Consider the following 18704-nt stretch of genomic DNA (forward strand, 5'->3'; position numbering starts at 1 on the left):
CTCGAGAAGAGTTTACTCGTCCTCTTCGACGACTTCGGGATCGCTCATCGCACTCTGGAGGCTGTCGAGTCCGTTGATCCACTCCGTGACGAGACCGTACTCGAGGTCCTCGGCGATCTCGATCTCGAGGTCGTCACCGTCGATGATAAGCGTCCCGGCCTGTGCGGCGTAGCCGAGCGCCGCATCGAGGTCTTCCTCCGCTTCGGCGTCGGCCGCGGCACCGAGGTAGTCGCCGACGCTTCCCTCCTCGGCCGGCCCGCCGGCGATGTACTCCTCGGCTGCAAAGAAGACGCAGACCAGACTCGTCTGGACGCCGTCGACCAGTATGAGTTTCTCCTCGTCTTCGATGTCGACTTCTCCGAGAACGATGTCTCGAACGTCGCCGATCTCCGAGAGCGCGTCCTCCCGCTCGAGATCCCCGTCGTCGTAGGCTGCGACGATCTTCGCGACAGCGATCGCGGTATCGTCCTGCAGATTCAACAGCAACCGGGCCGACGATTCGTCCTCTGGATCGATCTCTTCGTCTTTGATCCGGTCGATCCAGTTCTGCCAGCGTTCCTCCGAGTAGAACTCGGTCGGCGGATTGCTCATACAGACACCTACACCGGCCGCTTGAAATGCCTTTCTCTACCTGTACGGCGAGCCAACTGAACCGGAAACTGGGGTTTCACGCTCGCTCGAGCGTCTTTTCGGTGTCGATGCCGTACACTGCTTTCGGCGTCTCGACGTGGGCCGTTCGGACCGCGTCGTCCAGACCGTTCTCGAGCATCCAGCGCACTCGGCGGGGAACGGTCTTCGGACCGAGGACGGCACCCGGTCGGTCGGGATCGTCGACGTAGTCGGTTTCCATCAGGAACGGTTCGCCGCGCTCGGCGGCGACCTCGAGGCGGTCTTTCTCGCTCATGACGCTCGGAACCGGTCCCTCGAGTCGACCGCCCGCGTAGTGTTTGACGACCTTGTGTGCGGGGAGTCCGACGTCTGCCGCCCAGTCGGTCACGTCGGTCATCTCCTCGCTGGCTTCCGCGTGGAGTTGCACCGCACACTCGAGGTCGGCGGCGCGCTCGAACGCCCGACGCATGACCGCGTTCGAGGCTTCCCAGACGGCGTCGTCGACGTCGTAGTGGGGACGGCCGGATTTCAGCGCGAGCGCCCGTCCGTCGGCGACGAACTCGGCCGCCACGTCGATCCCGCCGCGCATGATCTCGCCGGCCTCTGTCGGATCGTATCCCCGCTCGTCGACGAGCCGCGAGATCAGTCCCGGGTGGACGCCGAGTACCGGCCACGCGCGGCCCTCGAGTTCGGCCGACGCTGCCTCGACGATTTCGATCGTCCGCTCGAACACGGGTCTGAAATCCTCTCCCGCCTCGGCCTCGACGCCCAGGTGCCAGGATGGTTTGTTCACGACGAGCAGGTGCGTCCCGCCGAGTCGGGCGAAGTCCCTGACGGCGTCGATACCGCGATGGTTGTCCGGATCGAGGTGGAGGTGATTGTCGAGAACCGGCGTTCCGTCGATCATAGCCTTCGATAGCGTCGGCGCGGTGGAAAACGCACCGACTTCGATCGAGCTCCGCGCTCGGGCGAAGCCGATACGTGCGATCGGCCGGGTCGACCGCGTGCAATCGGTCGGGACGTCCGCGTGCAATCGGTCGGGACGTCCGCGTGCAATCGGTCGGGACGTCCTCGGGGACGGCGTGCCGTCTGCGGGTCGGTGGCCGCGAAACTGACAGTTTGCGAGCCTACAAAGGTTTAACCTCGAGGGAGACTTTGTTCTCTACGAGAGGTCATGGATCCGGACGACACCGACGACCACCGGGAACGGGACGACGACGCGGAGTATCGGCCACCCGAGGGGGACGAGGTCGTCGACGGTGACGATCGAGTACGCATCACCACCGCCGAGGAACTCGACCAGCGAATCGTCGACCTCCTCTCGTGGATACTGGACACGGAGACCCGGGCGAAGATCTACGTCCACTTGCTGGCACATCCCGGGAGCACCTCCGAGGAGGTCGCCAAGGGAACCGGACTCTACCCGAGTACGGTTCGAGAGGCGCTCGCGGAACTCCACGAGGAAGAGCGCGTCACGCGGGAGAAACGAGCGAGCGAGGGTGCCGGAAACAACCCCTACGAGTACAGGGCGATCCAGCCGAGCGAACTCGTCGGCGGCGTCGCAGATCAGGTCCAACAGGAACTGAACACCATCTTCACGCTCGATCGCGTCCTCGATCGCGAGACCGACCCCGAACCCGCGTTCGAGGAGGACGTCGAACCCGTGACGATCACGGTCGAGGACGTCTCGCCGCTCGAGGATGGGGTCGACTCAGGCGGGGACTCGAGCGACGACGATCGGACCGCTGAACCGGACGGCTCGAGCGACATCGATCCCAACCCAGGAACGGACGACTCGAGCGACGACGACCGCGAGTAGGGACGCCACCGGCCTCGGCCGTCGGCGTTTCGACGTCCCGTTTCGCCCACATCCTTCTCCGGTTCCACTTCCCCGTCCGAGCCGCTTCTTGAGAGGGGTACAGTCCGCGACCAGTCACATCCGGTGTGACCGCGACCGGGATGTGGGCCTACCGGACTACAATGCGAGCAAGCCGTATCACTCGTCTTCGCCCAGCACGAGTGGGACAGGGCGCTCGAGCGTGAGGTCCCGGTCGACGGCGTCGGCAGGTTCCGTCGGCCACTCGTCCGTCCGGGTCAACACCTCGAACTCGTCGTCGGTGACCAGCACCGTGTCCTCGCTTTTCGCACCCTGTACGGTTGGATTCCACGCGTAGGCCATCGGCATCTCGACCGACGCCTGGCTGTTCGGTGTCGCGATCCACTCCCTGCCGGCGAAACCGGCCGCGCCTCCCTGGTGGTGAAGCGTCCACTCGCCGTCGTAGCCGACGGCGTCGTAGGCGTCCTGAATCGCCGCGAACACGTCGCCCGCGGTGGCGTCGTCTTCTGCGGCCTCTCGGGTGGCCGCGAGCGCCGTCGTCTCGACCCGTGCGGCGGCGGCGGTACGCTCCTCGAGCCACTCTGGCGGATCGAACGCGACGGTCCGGCTACAACTCGCGTGCAGGCCCGCCCGCTGGGTCGTCACCGAGACGAGCGCGTACTCGCCGAGTTCGGCCTGCGTCGGCGTGTAGTGGCGGTACCGCTGGACACGTTCGCCGCCGCCGACGAGGACCACGGGGGCCTCTATCTCGCGGGCCGAGAGCGCCACCCGAAGCGCGGAGGCGACCTCGTGTTCGGTGTCGTCGGAACGCAACTCGTGACAGACGGATTCGACCGCCGCCGCCGTCTCCCGACACAGCTGGCGGTAGCGCTCGCGGTCTCGTGCTGTCAGCGGCAGACGCAACGAACTCGGATCGACGGCCTCGAACCCGGCGATATCGACGTCCGCCGCGGCTCGCTCTCTGTCGTCGACCTGGTCGGCGAGCGCGTCGTAGAGGGAAGCGGTGTGCCACGGGAACTCCTCGACCGTTGGATCGTCGAGGTCGGGCACCTCCTCGGCCTCGATCCGATCCGCCTCGATGTTGTTCGCGAGGACCGTTACCGTCGAACCGTCGTAGCCGACGGCGGCGACGCCCGCGTCGGTCTCCCGATCGACCACGTTGTTGCCGCCGGTCAGCCAGGCGAAGGAGTTCGGCCGTGCGAACCACACCGAATCGAGATCGTTCGCCTCGAGGTAGGCCTCGAGACGCTCGCGTTTGTTCATGTCGGGTGCTCGGTCGGCCGACTCTTGAATGCGACGGACGCCGGCAGTCGGCCGAATTCGATCGACCGGTCGCCGGTAGCGACCGATTCCAGCGAACTGGGAACGACTCGGGAGGCCTAAATACGGCAGGTCCTAACCCCAGAGCGAACGACCGTGTCGTCAGACAGCACCACAGGCGGTTCGAGGGTTCGACAGCTGATCGCTCGAGTTGGGTTCCCGCATCTGCTCGCGACGACGCTCGCGCTGGTCGCCGCGACGATCCTCCTCGGCGTCGCCGCGAAAGCGACCGGCTCCGGGCTGGCTTGCGAAGCGAACTGGCCTCAGTGCGATGCCGGCCCCTACAACCTGTTCCCGGCGAACCTCCCCAGTTTCTACGAGTGGTTCCACCGCTTCGTCGCGATGTTCGCCGGCTTCGCGATCATCGGTTCTGCGGTGGCCGCGTGGCGCAATCCGGGCGTCGACGCGCGCGTCGCCACGCTCGTCGTACTCGGGATGGTCCTGACGCCGATTCAGGTCGTCCTCGGGCGGGAGACCGTCCTCCAGTACGAGATGACGATCCTCTCGTTGCACTTCTGGACGGCCGTGCTCATTTTCGTGCTGTTCGTCGTCGCAACGGTCCTCGTCTGGCGGTCGGCGCTGACGAGACGGCACGTCACCGGTGCGCTCGTCCTCGGCACCGCGGCGCTCCCGCTTCACGTCGCGTTGAGCCCGCTCGTCCTCACCGACATCACCGACTACTCCCCGTCGGTCCAGATGGCACAGTACGGCGTGACCCTCGCCCTGCTCGCGGCCGTCATCGTCGCCGTGATGGTCGGCCGGTGGCGCCTCGAGGACGACCGCCTCGTCGGACTGTTGGTCGGCGCGGCCGGACTGGCACTCGTCGTCGTCTTCCTCGGCAGACGCGCCGTCATGACACTCAACCCCGCGCTCGATTACCTGTATCTGCTCCTCTCGGCGATCCTCTTCGTGACGTTCGTCGTCGGTATTCGACTCACTCGAGGAGCCTCGAGCCGTACACCGAAGGCGGGTTCGCGGTAGCGGATCGGACGTCGCCGGGTCCGGCCGACCGATTCTCGGAACGGCACCGGTCGACTCTCAGAACGGTACCGGTCGATTCTCGATGTGACACCATCGAATCGGACCGCCGGAGCTTTTTCGTCGTCGTCCGTACGCATTCTCATGCGAACGAGTCTCAACGTTCCCGACGAGATGCTCGCGGAGTTCGACCGGACCTGGCAGGCCGAGGGACTCGACTCCCGGTCGCGTGCGCTCCGGGAAGCGATTCAGGAGTACGTCGAGTCACACCACCGGCTCGAGCGAGCCCGCGGACGGGTCGCGGCGACGATCGTCTTCGATTACGTTCACGAGGAGGTCATCGAAGACCTCCACGAGATCCAACACGAGTTCCAGTCCGAAATCGACACGACCTGTCACGTCCACCACGGCGAGTGGTGTCTCGAGACGGTCTTCTGTCACGGGCCGGCCGACGAGATTCGGTCGCTCGTCTACCGGTTGAAAGACTTCGATGCGGTGGGTCGCGTCTCGGTCACCCTGTTGCGTTCCGACGAGCAACGGTGAAGGGAGCGGAAAAGACGGACACAGGACCGAACGGCAGGCGTCGAACGCAACCGCGGCGGTTATGAGCGACCGGGCCGTTTCCGCATCCGTGAAGAACGTCACCGACAGGACGAGCAACCCGTTCGGTCTCCGCCCGCCGTTCGACCGAACCGGCCCGGACGAACGGACGGCCGCGTTCGGGTACGGTGACGCCAACGCGGACTTTCACGTCATCGGCGACCATCCCGGCGCTCACGGCGGCAAGCGAACGGGGGTCCCCTTCACCGAAACCGAAGCGGGACTCGCCGTACAGGACGTCTTTCGCGACGCCGGGTTCGTCAGCGGCCCGCGACGGCGACCGGATCTCGAGAACCTGTACTGGAACTACGTCCACATGTGCTGTCTGCCGAACGGCCACGAGCCGACCGAAGCGGAGTACGACGAACTGGAGCGATACTTCGACGCCGAACTCCGGGCGATCAACGCCCACATTCTGCTACCGGTCGGCGACCGTGCGACCGATCACGTCCTCCGGGAGTATACGACCCAGCGCGCTCGACTCGAGCTCGATATGGCGGACCTCCACGCCCGCGAGATCCGCGGTCGCGGGTTCATGGTCGTTCCGATCAGGAACCCCCTCGAGTGGGAAGAGGGCGACAGGGAGACGATCGTCGCCACGATCGAGTCGATCCTCGAGAGCGATTACCGCCAGACGAAAGGCGTCGCGACGAGGATCGGGTGACGTCCTCCCTGCGTTGAAGCGCGTGGGTCCGAACCCGACGATCCGATCGTCGGGACCGTCGGTCTCATCGACCGACGTGTTTTCTGATAGTCGCACGAAGCGGCAATCCGAGCGCCCCGACGAGCGGCAGCACTACGAACGCGACCAGTTCGATCGACAGCGTCGCGTAGCCGGCCGCACCCAGCGCGAGACCGGCGGCGGGTGCAAGCACCGGAGCGACGTACAGGTACGACGGTTTCCAGCCCGGTCCCCGTCTCGTGTGGTAGAGGACCACACAGAACAGAAACGGCATGAGGATTGCCCCCGCGAGCAACGGTCCACCGAGCAGCCCCGTCGAGGTAGCGAGTGCGGCGGCGAGCAGTATCGTCTCGTCGATCGAGATCGGTCCCCAGAGCTGGTCCTTACGGATCAGCCGCGCGACCGCGACGAGGGCGACCGCGCCGACGACGACCGCGGCGAGTGTGGCGTACCACTGCGTCGGCTCGAGCGGCGGGGTGACTGGGTCGACAGCCGTGACGAATTCAAACGGCGTCTCGAGTCCGTACCGGCCGCTCGAGAGGACACCCCAGAGGCCGCCGACACTCGTTCCGACGGCGACCAGTTCGACCCGAAGCGTTTCGACCGCAGCCTCGTTCGTCCAGACGAACTGTGCCAGCCCGACGGCGTAGACGAGGACCGACAGCCAGATCAACGGTAACGCAAGGTTCCGTCGACGCCACCAGCGGACGACGGCGGGGGCTGTGGATCCGGGTTCCGTACCGGCCGCGGTAGCCGTTCGTCGGCTGGAACCGGATTGCCCAGTTCGTCGGCCGGTAGTGTGGGTCCGTCCGCGTCCGTGAGTCGTGCCGCCGTCGGTCGAACCGACGCCTCGCCCGTCCGTCGTCGAACTCGAGGTCTTTGCTGATCCCGTCTTCGAACTCGAGGTCTTCGTCGAACTCGAGGTCTTTGCCGATCCCGTCGTCTGACGCCGACTCGTGGCCGACTCGTTCGCGTCATCACCTCTCGAGTGCGATTTCGTACGACCGGTCCGCTTCGAGCGAGTCGACGTCTCGTTCGTCGTCCTTTTGGAACTGGTAGATGTCTCGTTCGTCGCCCCTTTGGAACCGGTCGACGTCTCGTTTGTCGTCGTTGTGGAACCGGTCGATGTCTCGTTCGTCGTCGTTGTGGAACCGGTCGATGTCTCGTTCGTCGTTCTCGAGGCACTGGTCGACGTGGATTTCCTCGAGGACGATTCGGACGACGAACCGTCCGTGTCCGCCCAGACGTCGGGCGAGGGGATGCCGCTGGTCCGTTTCGATACGTACTCTTCGTGTCCCAGTCGATCGTACGCCCGGCGTTCGACCGGATCACCGAGAATGTCGTTTGCTTTCTTGACCGCGGTAAACTGTGATCGCGCCCGGGGGTCGTCGTTTACGTCCGGATGATAGGTCCTGACCTTCTCGCGGTACGCCTCCTTGATCTCGTCCTGGGAGGCGTCGGGAGGGATTTCGAGAAGGTCGTAGAAATCTGCTGTCATGGCGAGTGGGAACCCTGATCTAGTACCGAATTACGATCGAGGGGTTATAATTTCGATGTTCTTTCCGGGTGTCGGACAGATGGCCTCGAGAAGGCCGGTTCGTCACAGTCATACGGATTGCTGTACCTGTGTACCGGTGCGACAGGACGCAATCCCGTGGTCGCTCCGGTAATGACGTACAGTAAACCGTATCAGGGGCCGTGAGTGTCCCGATCACGAGAAATCGCTCAACGACGCCTGTCCGTCGGAGGGCGTTCGGAGCGCCGACGACTCGTCGTCATCGGAACTGGCCCGGTCGGTGTCGTCCATCGTCGGCTCGCGATCTCGATCTGACTCCCAGCTATCGAGGCTCGCCTGATCGGCCGAGACGAATTCGAGATTGGACACCCGGACGCCGAGTTTTCGAACCGACTCGTTCTCGAACTCGGCGAACAGCTGTCGGGCGATCCGGCCGACGAGGTCGGGGTCGTCGACCGGGCCGGGAAGGGATCGCTCGCGCGTGTTCACGTCGTACGGCGGCGTAACCGCCTTGACGCCGACGGTTCGGTAGAGCGCATCCTCCCGACGTGCGCGGTCGGCGACGGCCGCCGCGAGCGTGTCGATCTGTTCGTACTTCGGGTCGGGCTCTTCGACCGGTTCGGCAAAGGCCGACTCGCGGGAGAAGCTCTTGGGTTCGCCTCTGGGCTCGACCCGACGGTCGTCCTCGCCGCGCGCCCGATCGTACAGTTCGCGACCGCGCTCGCCGAACCGCTCGACCAGCGGTTCGGGATCGGCAGACGCGACGTCTCCGGCCGTCTCGAGTCCCATTTCGCGAAGCGCTCGGGCGGTAACGGGGCCGACCCCGTGGAGCAGGTCGACCGAGAGCGGGGAGAGAAACGAACGGATCTCACCGGGACGAACGACGGTGAGACCGTCCGGTTTGTCGAAGTCGCTCGCGATTTTGGCCGCGCTCATCGTCGGCGCGACGCCGATGCTCACGGTGACGCCCACCTCCCGCTGGATCCGACCTTTGACGTGGCGTGCGAAGCCGTCGGCGACCTGCCACGCCGTTCGGTCGGTCACGTCGAGGTAGGCCTCGTCGATGCTGACCTCGCGAACGACGTCAGCGCAGTCGTGGAGGATCTCCCGCACGTCGGCCGCGACGGACTCGTAGTAGTCCATATCCACGGGCCGGTAGTACCCCGTCTCCGATCGCTCGAGGGCCGGATCGTGATCGTCGGGTTCGTCCTCGACGGATGCTCGGCGCGGGAGGCGCTCGAGCGCCGTCGAGATGGCCTGTGCGCTCTCGACGCCGAACTCGCGGGCTTCGTAACTCGCGGTCGCGACGGCACCGATGGAGTCGCCGGGTTCGTAGCCCATTCCGACGACGACGGGTTCGTCACGGAGTTCGGGTTCGCGAAGGCGCTCACACGAGGCGTAAAAACAGTCGGCATCGACGTGAAGGACGATTCTTTCCTCCCCGTCCGAGCGTTCGACCCCCGGCAGTTTCGGGCCACTTCCCATCGATTGGTACCAGTTCGGACGAGACGATGTTGAACGTTTTGTCTAACGAGGTGTGCGACGCCGGTCCGGAGGGACGGGTCTTGCCCACCACCGATCGACGACAGCCCCCGATTCGATCACAGCCCACGCCTGCTGAACACGATCCCCGGACCCCGACTGCCACGGAACGAAAACCGATATCGTCAACGAACAAAGTTTATTACTGATTCGTTATTTCGAGAAGTTATGGGTGATCAACTGGATTCGGACGGATGTCGCCGGCGGACGTTCCTGGTGGGATCGGGCATCGCCGCCGTCGGGTTCGCAGGGTGTCTCGACGACGAGTCACAGCAGACGAGTGGAAACGGCAACGGCAGCGACGATGGCAACGACGACGGGGCTGACGAGGAAGAAGAAGACGACGAGGAAGAAGACGACGAACTGGCGCCACCGGACCCGGACTTCGTCGTCGGCTCGAGCGCGGAGGCCGACTACGAAACGCTACAGGATGCGTACGACTCGCTCGAGTCGGGGGACGTCATCGGCCTCGAGCCGGGCAAGCATACGGTACAACCGGAAGTCGAATCCGACGACGTCGAAGGCGAGTCTCTGACGAAGACCTACACCTACGTCGGTGGCTCCTCCGAGGAGACGGTGATCGAGATCCTCACGCCGGAAGCGCGCTCGTTTACCGTCCGCGGGATCCTCCACTTCCTGCCGGAGGACGGTGCCCCCGGCTTCTGGAACGCGACGCTCGAGGTGCCCGAAGACGTCGAGTACACACGCCTCGAGGACGTCGACGCGTACGACGACGAGCAGATTGACGCAAACTACTGTACGATCCACGGAACGATAGGCGGACCGACGACCGCCCACGAGACCGAGTTCAACGACGACCTCTCACACGAACTGTCGGCGACCGACTGTCGGTTCTACGGCGAGGTCACGGGCCCCTCGATCACCGCACGGCGAAGTCAGTTCTACGACGACGTAAAGAGCAGATCCGGGTGGATCCTCGACAGCAGTATCGAGGGAACGGTGAACCTGAACGGCCTCCTCTTGCGCCGGTGTGACGTGAACCAGGGCATCAACGTCACCGGGAGCGGAACGGTCGAAGACTGCGTCGTCGATTCGAAACCCGACTCGAGTCTCGCAATCGACATCAGAAGCGAGTACTCCGCGGTGGTGACGGGGTCTGAAATCAACGGCAGCGTTCGATCGAACCAGGACGGTTCGTACATCGACCGGTTCGAACTGAACCGGTTCGAAGCGGACACGAGTTACATCATCGACGGCGCACCGGCGACCGACATCTATCTGAACGCGTTCGTCGGCGGTGACGTCCGGATTACGACGGATTCGGGGGACCTCGCCTCGTTCCCGGCCGAGGAACTCACCATGTACGACCCGGAGCGCGAACTGGGCAACTACTACTCCGAGTGGGACGCCGTCGACGAGGCGGACGACGGAATCCTCGGAACCAGAACGCTTCCGGGCGAAGACGGCACGATGGATCGGTATCCGCTGGCAAATTCCGACGTGGAAGCGTACGCGAAAGCGGCCGAAGAGGACGAGGAAGACGACGACTGATTCGGATCGCTGCGAGGAAGGTTCGATCCATCAGGGACGGAACGCCACTAATTGTACTCGCGCCATCGATACCCGCACTCGGTGCACTTGAAAAACCGCGTCGGCGGTTCGTCCGCCGATGCCGTCTGCTTGATCGTATACCACGCTTCCTCGTTACCGCACTCGTCGCAGACGACGTCCGACGCCTTCGGCTTCCCCTCGAAGTTCGATTCCTCGTCGGATTCGATCACGTCGTCGTGGATCTGTGACTCGGTCGTGACGAAGGCGTCTTCACGCTCGCGATCTCGTTCGCTCGAGACGCCACAGTCGTCGTTGGTACAGACCATGCTGTCTCCACTGGCTTTCATCATCGAACCGCAGGCGTCACAGAACTGCATGTGCGGGGATATGCCCTCGAGGGCAAAAACACTCCCGTCAGTGGTCTCTTAGCCGGACTCGTCGTCTCGGCCCTCGAGACGGTCGTTCTCGCGGACGATCGGGCAGTCCGCGACGCGAAACATCTCGAGGGTCGGCATCGCGAGGATATCGGTGCCGTCGTGGCCACACTCGACGGCGGGCGGCGAACCGAAGTGTTCACACTGGTGGCAGTGGCTGTGTTTGTCGACCTCCCGAACGTCGCGCCCGCTTTCCGGTACGTCCGCATCGGGGTCCACCCCGTCCTCGAGGTGCGCCCAGAGTCGCTCCTCGTCGATCTCGACGGCATCTTCGCGGTCGAACAACTCGTCGAACTCGGATTTTTCAGCGCTAGCGGCGTCGCTCGAGCGGTCGGCGACGGTCGAAGCAATGTCGTCGAGGGGGTCGTCGAGGGGGTCGTCGCGTTCGGTCATTGATCGTCACTTTCGTCTCCGCGGTCCTCGCGAGCCGACGGTGACAGTTCGGATTCAAAGCCGTCACCGTCGGGTTCATCCGTGAATTCGAGACGACGGTCAGTGTGTGGGGCCGACTCGGTTTCCGTCCGTCCCTCCAGCGGTGGCGGGTCGCCGGTGACGAGCCTGTGCGAACCGAAAAACGAAGACTTCTCGGCGACGTCCGTAAACGAACGCGAGCAGTGAGGGCACTCGGGTGCGCTCAACAGGGCGATCTCGACGCTCGACTCGCAGTCCTCACAGGTAGCGGTCCCGACGCCGAGGCGGTTCGCCGCAAGCTGGAGCCGCTCGACGGATCGGCGCTCGCGCTCGCGGGTTCTCCGATCGACGCGTCGGTCACGAAGCCCAGCCAGATTTTTCGCGAGGATCGACGACCGCCGCTCGAGTTCGTCCGTCCGATCCAGCAGGTGCTCGAGTATCTCCTGAAAGTTGTCGAAACCGGCGTCCATGCGCTCCTCGAGTTCGTCGAGGTCGGTCCGAACCGTCGAGAGACCCTCGGAGGCGGCGTCCGATCCGTGACTGTGATCGAGTGGGGCTTTGCCGTCGGTTTCGCGTTTGACCTGAACGACCCGCGAACGGACGTCTTCGAGCAGGTCCGTAAACTCCTCGCGTTGTGCGTCGAGCTTTCCCTCGAGGCGATCGACGTCGCCTCGCTCGACGAATTCGGCGTCGACGTCGCCTGCGCCGTTGCCGGTTTCGATGGCGTGTGCGGCAGCGATCATCCGCCGACAGACCTCCGCACGCGTCTCGTCACGACGGTCGGCTTCGGCCGTCAGCCAGTCGTCTACGTCGGCCGGTAGTGCGAACGAGACGCCGCCACTCTCGCAGTTTTCGCCGGCCATAGAATCCGATAACGGTGGATCGACTGATAAGGGTTGTTGCCGTCGGGATCTGCACGAGCCCGGATCCGTCCGGGGTCGTCTGCTGGATCTGTTCGCGATCGTCTGCCAGATCTATCCGGAGTCGTCTTCCTCACCGGATCTTTCGAACGTTGCTGATGTCGAAGCCGCCGTCGTGAATCTCGGTCTCGAATCGAACGATGTTCTCGTCCTCGAGCCGAGAGAGGACGCTCCGGAACTGCTCGACGACGAGGGTCCTGGCCCGCTCGGAGCCGCCGCTTTCCCACCCGAAGCGCAACGTTCCGTCCGCCGCCTCTTTGAGCTGTCCGAGTTGCGTCGGCGTAAGCGTATCCGTGTTGACGAGCAACAAGAGCACGCCGCCCCACTGGTGGGACGCGCGGGCGAGGCCCTTCAGCGAGACGACGAGTTCCTGCCAGCCGAACGCGTCGTCTACGGAGGCGACGAGGTCGGTGATCGAATCGACGACGACGAGGTTTTTCCGAGCGTGTGCGGTCAGGTAGTCACCGAACGCCTCGAACACGTCGCTATCGCCCGTATACGTCTCGAGGTCCGTGATGTCGGCCGGTCGGTCGGCGTACCACTCGGTCGGAACCGGCGTCAACTGAAAGTACTCCCGGGCCAGATCGGCGAACTCGACGTCAGCCAGTCCCTCCGCGACGACGTCGGGGTCGATGACGACCGACATCTCGTCTGCGATCGCCTCTCGCCCGTCAGTAAACGACACGTAGTGAACGGCGTTCGGAGCCGTCGTTTCCGGCTCGAGATCGCCGTAGTGGAGGTCGAACAGGTCGGAGTCGGTGGTCGCGAGCCCGTTCATCACCGTACTGGTGTAACAGAACTCACGCGCCCCGGCACCCGATTCCCCCGCGAGCAACACGACGCTGCCGGTCGGCGCACCGCCGCCGATCAACTGATCGAGTCGGGAGATGCCGAGCGGGATCCGCTCCATACCCTCCTGTTCGGATCGAGGCGTTTACCTGTTGTGGCGCTAACGCGCGCCGCGTCGGGTCAGCCACGCATCGAAGATCGCGGTGTGGACCGTCCTGAGATCGGCGTTCTGTATCGTTCCTGCGGCCTGGAACTGTTCGCGTGCGTTCGCTACCGTGTCCGGATCGGCTGCGAGGTGTCTGAGGACGAACGCGTCGGGATCGACCGCTCTCGCGGCCTCGAAGTCGGCCTCGTCGTAGAGGGACGCGAACTCCGAGACGATGCTCTCTATGAGTGCGGCGGTCGCGTCCGCACCCGGATCCCCCACGGGGGGCTCCGAGGCCGACGGATCGAAGTACTCCTCGAGATCGACGACCCCGGCTTCATCGTACAGGTACTCGGCGAGGTCGTCGTGGACCGGCCGCGACACGTAGACGCCGACCAGCGTATAGGTTTCTTCGGTCATTGAGCGGTTGTTCGTGGCTGGCTCCTTCAAACGTACGGGCCGATCTCGTGACACTGTCCGACAGTGTGGCCGGAACTGGCCATCGCGGCGACGGTCACGCGGGAACGGGCGTTTCAAGTGGATCAACGGATTACCGTGTGACAACGAATGAGCGAGGACTTCTACGACGTTCTCGGCGTGAGCCCCGACGCTTCGACCGAGGAGATCAAACAGGCCTATCGGACGAAGGCCACGGAGTACCACCCGGACGTCAGCGACGACCCGGACGCCGAAGAGAAGTTCAAGAAGATCCAGAAGGCGAAGAAGGTCCTGACCGACGAGGAGAAACGCCAGGCCTACGATCGGATGGGCCACGATCGGTACGAGCAAGCCGAAAAACACGGTTTCGACGCGGGCCAGGGCGGCGCAGGCGGAATGGGCGGCGATCCGTTCGGCGGAATGGGCGGCGGTGGGATGGGTGGCGGTCTCGGCGACATCTTCGAGCAGGTCTTCGGCGGTGGCGGCGGCCGTGGACGACGCCGCCCGCGGAAGGGCCAGGACCTCCGAACGGGACTCGAGATCGATCTGGAGGAGGCCTTCGAGGGTGCGGAAAAACAGTTCACGCTCGAGCGGCCCGAGGCCTGTGAGACCTGTGACGGCGAGGGACATCCGCCCGACGCCGACGCCCGGACCTGCCCCGAGTGTCAGGGCCGCGGACAGGTGACGCAGGTTCAACAGACGCCGCTCGGTCGCGTCCAGCAGACGACGGCGTGTCGGCGCTGTGAGGGCGAGGGCCAACTGTACTCCGAGACCTGCGAGGAGTGTCGCGGCGAAGGATACGTCCGAAACGAAGCGACGCTCACCGTCGAAGTACCGTCTGGCATCCAGGACGGACAGACGCTCCGGATGGAGCGAGAAGGTGCACCCAGTCCCGAAGGCGGCCCGAACGGCGATCTCCTGATCGACGTCTCGATCCGCGAACACGACGAGTTCGAACGCGAGGGCGACGACCTGCGCTACCGACATCCGATCTCGTTCCCGCAGGCGACCTTCGGCGACACCGTCGAAGTCCCCACCCTCGACGGTGCCGTCGAACTCGACGTCCCGCGAGGTACCCAGAGCGGCGAGGTCTTCCGCCTCGAGAACAAGGGAATGCCGCGTCTGCGTGGTCGCGGCCGTGGCGATCTGTTCGTCCAGGTCCAGATCGTGACCCCCGAATCGCTCAACGAGGAACAGCGCGACGCCCTCGAGGCGTTCGCCGAGGCCGGCGGCGACGAAATCGAGGTCAAAGAAGGCTTCTTCGAGAAGATCAAACGGGCGTTCTGATAGACGGGATCGCCGGAACGAGGTCCTCACTCGAGCGTCTCGAGCATCTGACCGGTCCGTCCCATCGGAGCCGTATGAGGATGCGAGTAGACGACCACGTTCGAACCGGTGGTCACACGCGCGTCGACTCGCTTTGTCACCGCGAGTCGGCACGCTTTACGACACGCGAGTCGGCGCGCTTTTTTCCTTACAGGGACGAGCCATAGCCATGTCCGTCGCGACAGTCGACGATCTGCTCACCCGCGAACGCCGCGACGACCGGACGGCGCTGGTCGACGCGACCGGCCGCCCGTTCGACGCCCACTGGCTCTGTACGACCTCGTGGAAGGCCGGCAACTTCCTGCGCCACGCGGGCGTCCACCGCGGCGTCACCGTCGGCGTCGTCGGCGAAGGGCCGCTCGCCCTCCTCGCCTTTTTCGGGACGACCCTGCTCGAGGGGACGACCCGCTTCGGGCCGCCGACGGACCTCGCGGACGACGAGGAGTTCCGGGCGCTCGTCGCACCCGTCGACGACCTCGAGGACGGCGACTACGACCTCCCGCGCGGTGCACAGCGGGTCGGGTACGGCGACGAACCCGACGCGCCGGACGTCCACCACTTCGACGCCGGCCTCTGGAGCGAGAACCCGTCGTTTCCGCCGCTCTCGATCGATCCCGACACGCCGATCCTGACCGACGATAGGCTGACCGCGACCCACGAAGACGTCCTCGAGGCGGCCAGCGAGGTCGTCGACCGCGTCGGTCTCGGGGCGACCGACCGCGTCGTACTCGAGGAGTCACTCACCGATCCTCGGGCGGTCGTTGCAGGCGTGATCACGCCGCTGCTCGCCGACGCGACGATCGTTCTCACGGACGGCGACGGCCCCGAGAAGTCTCGCGGCGAGTTCGCCGTCTCGAGCGGTCCGGTTCCCGAACCCGAACGGATCGATCCGGGTACAGTTTCGCTCTGAAACGGATAGTACGGGTTCCCGACCGGAGACACGCTCCCTGGCTCATACGGATTACTGTACCTGTGTACCGGCGCACCCGCCGCCCGGGTCGCGGGTGCGCCGGCAATGACTTACAGTAAACCGTATCACTCGAGGTGATACCTGAACGAACGTTTATCCCGCCGTCCGTGGTCGAAGGAAACATGTCAGACGTAGTCATCGTGGGCGGCGGAGCCGCCGGGTTGAGCGCCGCACTGTTCACCGCGAAAAACGGCCTCGAGACGGTCGTCTTCGACACTGACGAGACGTGGATGCACAAGGCACACCTGTTCAACTACCCTGGAATTCGGAGCATCAGTGGCGACGAGTTCATCGAACTCACGCGCGGACAGGTCCGGGACCGGGGCGCGGACGTCCGGGTCGGCGAAGAAGTCGTCGATATCGAAGCGACCGACGACGGCGAAGGCGGGTTCCGAATCGAGACGGACGACGGCGAGTACGATGCGGAGTACGTCGTCCTCGCGACGGGCGCCGACCGGTCGCTCGCAGAGGACCTCGAGTGTGCGTTCGACGACGACGGAACCGTCGACGTGGACCTCGACATGGAGACGAGCGTCGAGAACCTGTACGCGACGGGAGCGATGGTCAGAGCCGAAGAGTGGCAAGCCGTGATCGCCGCTGGCGACGGCGGTTCCGCCGCGCTATCCATCCTCAGCGAGGAGAAAGGAGAACACTTCCACGACTTCGATACGCCCGCGGACGTCCCGTCGCTCAAGTCGGAGTGATCGACGCCTCCCGGCGATCACCCCTCTCCGAGCGGTGGTCCCCGGCGAACGATCACATCGGCCTGTATTGTCAGGGGCCAGCTTCACGCCCGCGAGCGACGAACCGGCGAATAGGTACCGTAACCGGAACCTTCACGCCCGCCTGGCGTGATAGTCGAGTGATTACCGTGACTGGAAAGACCACGTGGGCCATTCCGGAGGGATACATTCCCGAGGAGAGTACCGGTCCAGAGCCGGAGATGATAAGCCACGAGACAGTCTGCTTTCTTAATACGAACGACGAAGACGCCGCCGTCGAGATCACGATCTACTTCACCGATCGCGATCCAGTCGGGCCCTACGAGACGACGGTTCCCGCGAACCGGACACATCACATTCGGTTCAACGACCTCGAGGATCCCGAAGGGATCCCGAAAGGCGTCCCGTTCGCCAGCGTGATCGAATCGGACGTCCCCATCGTCTGCCAGCACACGCGACTCGACTCGAGACAGGCCGAAAACGCGCTCTTGAGTACGATCGCCTATCCCGACCCCGACTAAGTCCGTTTCAGCTGTGAACTGACGAGCGAATTCATGCTGTGTGGTCCGATTTCGCTCATGCGGTGGGACCCGATTTCGCTCATCAGTCGACGGGTGGTGCGAGACCAGTCACAGTCAACCGTCGCCGACGAGAGGTGACCCGCGTCTCGAGAGGAGTCATATATATTACCATTTCACAATAATTTCCGATACTATACAAAGCCCGGACGGGAACGGGAGACCGTCGCTCGATGAACGGCTGGCACTACCGGCAGACGGTTCTGGTCCTCTGTACGCTCGCGTTTCTCTCGACGATGGTCGCACGGGTCGTCATCAGCCCCGTCGTACCGGACCTGACCGAGGCGTTCGAGGTCTCGACCGGCCTCATCGGACTCGCGCTCTCGGGGATGTGGGCGGCGTACGCGCTCACCCAGTTTCCCTCGGGCGTGTTCGCGGATCGGTACGGTGAGCGACTGGTCGTGCTGTGTGCGATCGGTGCGACCGGAATCTCGAGCGCCGCGCTCGCGTTCTCGCCGTCGTTTGCCGTCTTTTTCGTCCTCGCAGTCGCGCTCGGCGGTTCGGCGGGGCTGGTCTACAGCGCCGCGACGTCGCTCGTGACGAAGCAGGCCGACGAAACGGGCCGGGCGATCGGCTACTACCTCGCCGGAGCGCCGATCGCGGGATTGCTCGCACCGCCGATGGCTGCGGTCGTCGCCACCCTCTACGGGTGGGCCTGGGCGATCGCCATCGGTGCGGTCGTCACGGTCCCGGTGTTCGTCCTGTTCGCCTGGCGCGTCGATCCCACGCCCGCCGAACGACCGAACACCGCGCTTCGCGATCGAGTTGATCCGGGGATGGCGGTCGAACTACTGACGCGACCGGTGATCTCACAGACCGTCGTCCTCGCCGTTCTCGGCTCGTTCACCTGGCAGGCGACCGCGTCGTTTCTCCCGGCGTTTCTCGAGTCGTTTCACGGCTTTTCGACGGCGAGCGCAAGCCTCCTGTTTTCGGCGTACTTCGTCGTCCACGGGAGCACACAGCCGATAACCGGTGCGCTCTCCGATCGGTACTCGAGGGACGGATCGACTCTCCTGACGATGACCGCCGGTATCGCGGGATACGGGCTGCTCGTCCTCGGTGGGTCGACGGGCGCGGTCGTCCTCGGCGTGGCTCTCGCCGGACTCGCGATGAGCTGGGGTGCGCCGCTTCAGTCCCGGTTCATGGACAATCTCTCCGACCGGGAGCGCGGAACCGGGTTCGGGCTCGTCCGGACGGTGTACATGCTGCTCGGCTCGCTCGGCAGCGTCGTGATCGGCTTCCTCGCCGACGTCGCCGGCTGGGACGTCGCATTCGGCGTTCTGGGGGGGTGTATGGCGCTTTGTGCCATTGTGATCGTGGGGAGTCGCGCGCTCGGCCGGTGAGGCGCAACTGCCTGCCTGCGCTTTTTGGGGAC

At 64.7% G+C, this 18704-nt stretch carries 20 protein-coding genes; 10 read left to right on the forward strand and 10 right to left on the reverse strand.

The genetic code is table 11. The annotated features are described in order from the left end of the window. Nucleotides 1-12: 12 nt before the first annotated feature. Nucleotides 13-591, reverse strand: coding sequence for a DUF2150 family protein (locus tag EA473_RS00390; protein WP_124193694.1), 579 nt, complete (start codon nt 589-591; stop codon nt 13-15). Between the two features lie 76 nt (nt 592-667). Then, nucleotides 668-1516 carry a TatD family hydrolase gene (locus tag EA473_RS00395; RefSeq protein WP_124193695.1) on the reverse strand — a complete coding sequence of 283 codons (849 nt, stop codon included), beginning with the start codon at nt 1514-1516 and terminating at the stop codon, nt 668-670. Between the two features lie 267 nt (nt 1517-1783). Here EA473_RS00395 and EA473_RS00400 point away from each other — a divergent pair, with 267 nt between their 5' ends. After that, nucleotides 1784-2428, forward strand: a complete 645-nt coding sequence (locus EA473_RS00400) for a helix-turn-helix domain-containing protein (protein ID WP_124193696.1) — start codon at nt 1784-1786, stop codon at nt 2426-2428. Nucleotides 2429-2605: 177 nt separating this feature from the next. Here the strand turns inward: EA473_RS00400 and EA473_RS00405 are convergent, their stop codons facing one another. After that, nucleotides 2606-3709 carry a M24 family metallopeptidase gene (locus tag EA473_RS00405; protein WP_124193697.1) on the reverse strand — a complete coding sequence of 368 codons (1104 nt, stop codon included), beginning with the start codon at nt 3707-3709 and terminating at the stop codon, nt 2606-2608. Between the two features lie 153 nt (nt 3710-3862). Here EA473_RS00405 and EA473_RS00410 point away from each other — a divergent pair, with 153 nt between their 5' ends. The 3 genes from EA473_RS00410 to EA473_RS00420 all read left to right on the forward strand — a co-directional run bounded on the left by EA473_RS00410 (nt 3863) and on the right by EA473_RS00420 (nt 6008). Continuing rightward, nucleotides 3863-4747: a cytochrome oxidase assembly protein gene (locus EA473_RS00410; protein ID WP_124193698.1), complete on the forward strand. Its 885-nt coding sequence runs from the start codon at nt 3863-3865 to the stop codon at nt 4745-4747. A 141-nt stretch (nt 4748-4888) separates the two neighbouring features. Further along, nucleotides 4889-5287, forward strand: coding sequence for a CopG family ribbon-helix-helix protein (locus EA473_RS00415; protein ID WP_124193699.1), 399 nt, complete (start codon nt 4889-4891; stop codon nt 5285-5287). A gap of 88 nt (nt 5288-5375) precedes the next feature. Beyond that, nucleotides 5376-6008, forward strand: a complete 633-nt coding sequence (locus tag EA473_RS00420) for a uracil-DNA glycosylase family protein (RefSeq protein ID WP_243645160.1) — start codon at nt 5376-5378, stop codon at nt 6006-6008. Nucleotides 6009-6072: 64 nt separating this feature from the next. Here EA473_RS00420 and EA473_RS00425 read toward each other — a convergent pair whose 3' ends face one another. Continuing rightward, nucleotides 6073-7524 (reverse strand): J domain-containing protein, encoded by a 1452-nt coding sequence (locus tag EA473_RS00425; protein WP_124193701.1) that lies wholly within the window; start codon nt 7522-7524, stop codon nt 6073-6075. A 213-nt stretch (nt 7525-7737) separates the two neighbouring features. Continuing rightward, nucleotides 7738-9027 carry a DNA polymerase IV gene (dinB, locus tag EA473_RS00430; protein WP_124193702.1) on the reverse strand — a complete coding sequence of 430 codons (1290 nt, stop codon included), beginning with the start codon at nt 9025-9027 and terminating at the stop codon, nt 7738-7740. Between the two features lie 225 nt (nt 9028-9252). Here dinB and EA473_RS00435 point away from each other — a divergent pair, with 225 nt between their 5' ends. Beyond that, the gene (locus EA473_RS00435; protein ID WP_124193703.1) at nt 9253-10596 is read left to right on the forward strand and encodes a hypothetical protein; all 1344 of its coding nucleotides are present in this window, start codon (nt 9253-9255) and stop codon (nt 10594-10596) included. A gap of 47 nt (nt 10597-10643) precedes the next feature. Here EA473_RS00435 and EA473_RS00440 read toward each other — a convergent pair whose 3' ends face one another. From EA473_RS00440 to EA473_RS00460, 5 genes are all read right to left on the reverse strand, one after another. Further along, nucleotides 10644-10973 (reverse strand): transcription factor S, encoded by a 330-nt coding sequence (locus EA473_RS00440; protein WP_124193704.1) that lies wholly within the window; start codon nt 10971-10973, stop codon nt 10644-10646. A gap of 48 nt (nt 10974-11021) precedes the next feature. Next, a complete protein-coding gene (locus EA473_RS00445) occupies nt 11022-11423 on the reverse strand; it encodes a hypothetical protein (RefSeq protein WP_124193705.1) in 402 nt (133 codons plus the stop codon). After that, a complete protein-coding gene (locus EA473_RS00450) occupies nt 11420-12304 on the reverse strand; it encodes a hypothetical protein (protein WP_124193706.1) in 885 nt (294 codons plus the stop codon). The genes EA473_RS00445 and EA473_RS00450 overlap by 4 nt, the downstream gene beginning before the upstream one ends. A gap of 130 nt (nt 12305-12434) precedes the next feature. Beyond that, nucleotides 12435-13271 carry an RAD55 family ATPase gene (locus EA473_RS00455; protein WP_124193707.1) on the reverse strand — a complete coding sequence of 279 codons (837 nt, stop codon included), beginning with the start codon at nt 13269-13271 and terminating at the stop codon, nt 12435-12437. Nucleotides 13272-13310: 39 nt separating this feature from the next. Next, nucleotides 13311-13715 carry a hypothetical protein gene (locus EA473_RS00460; protein WP_124193708.1) on the reverse strand — a complete coding sequence of 135 codons (405 nt, stop codon included), beginning with the start codon at nt 13713-13715 and terminating at the stop codon, nt 13311-13313. Nucleotides 13716-13862: 147 nt separating this feature from the next. Here EA473_RS00460 and dnaJ point away from each other — a divergent pair, with 147 nt between their 5' ends. The 5 genes from dnaJ to EA473_RS00485 all read left to right on the forward strand — a co-directional run bounded on the left by dnaJ (nt 13863) and on the right by EA473_RS00485 (nt 18672). Further along, nucleotides 13863-15020, forward strand: coding sequence for a molecular chaperone DnaJ (gene dnaJ, locus EA473_RS00465; protein ID WP_124193709.1), 1158 nt, complete (start codon nt 13863-13865; stop codon nt 15018-15020). Nucleotides 15021-15228: 208 nt separating this feature from the next. Then, nucleotides 15229-15969, forward strand: a complete 741-nt coding sequence (locus EA473_RS00470) for a hypothetical protein (RefSeq protein ID WP_124193710.1) — start codon at nt 15229-15231, stop codon at nt 15967-15969. A gap of 182 nt (nt 15970-16151) precedes the next feature. Then, nucleotides 16152-16733, forward strand: coding sequence for an FAD-dependent oxidoreductase (locus EA473_RS00475; RefSeq protein ID WP_124193711.1), 582 nt, complete (start codon nt 16152-16154; stop codon nt 16731-16733). Nucleotides 16734-16900: 167 nt separating this feature from the next. Beyond that, nucleotides 16901-17272, forward strand: a complete 372-nt coding sequence (locus EA473_RS00480; protein ID WP_124193712.1) for a sensory rhodopsin transducer — start codon at nt 16901-16903, stop codon at nt 17270-17272. Nucleotides 17273-17502: 230 nt separating this feature from the next. After that, nucleotides 17503-18672: an MFS transporter gene (locus EA473_RS00485; RefSeq protein ID WP_124193713.1), complete on the forward strand. Its 1170-nt coding sequence runs from the start codon at nt 17503-17505 to the stop codon at nt 18670-18672. Nucleotides 18673-18704 lie beyond the last annotated feature (32 nt).

The organism is Natrarchaeobius chitinivorans, from assembly GCF_003841505.1.
Classification (GTDB): Archaea; Halobacteriota; Halobacteria; order Halobacteriales; family Natrialbaceae; genus Natrarchaeobius; species Natrarchaeobius chitinivorans.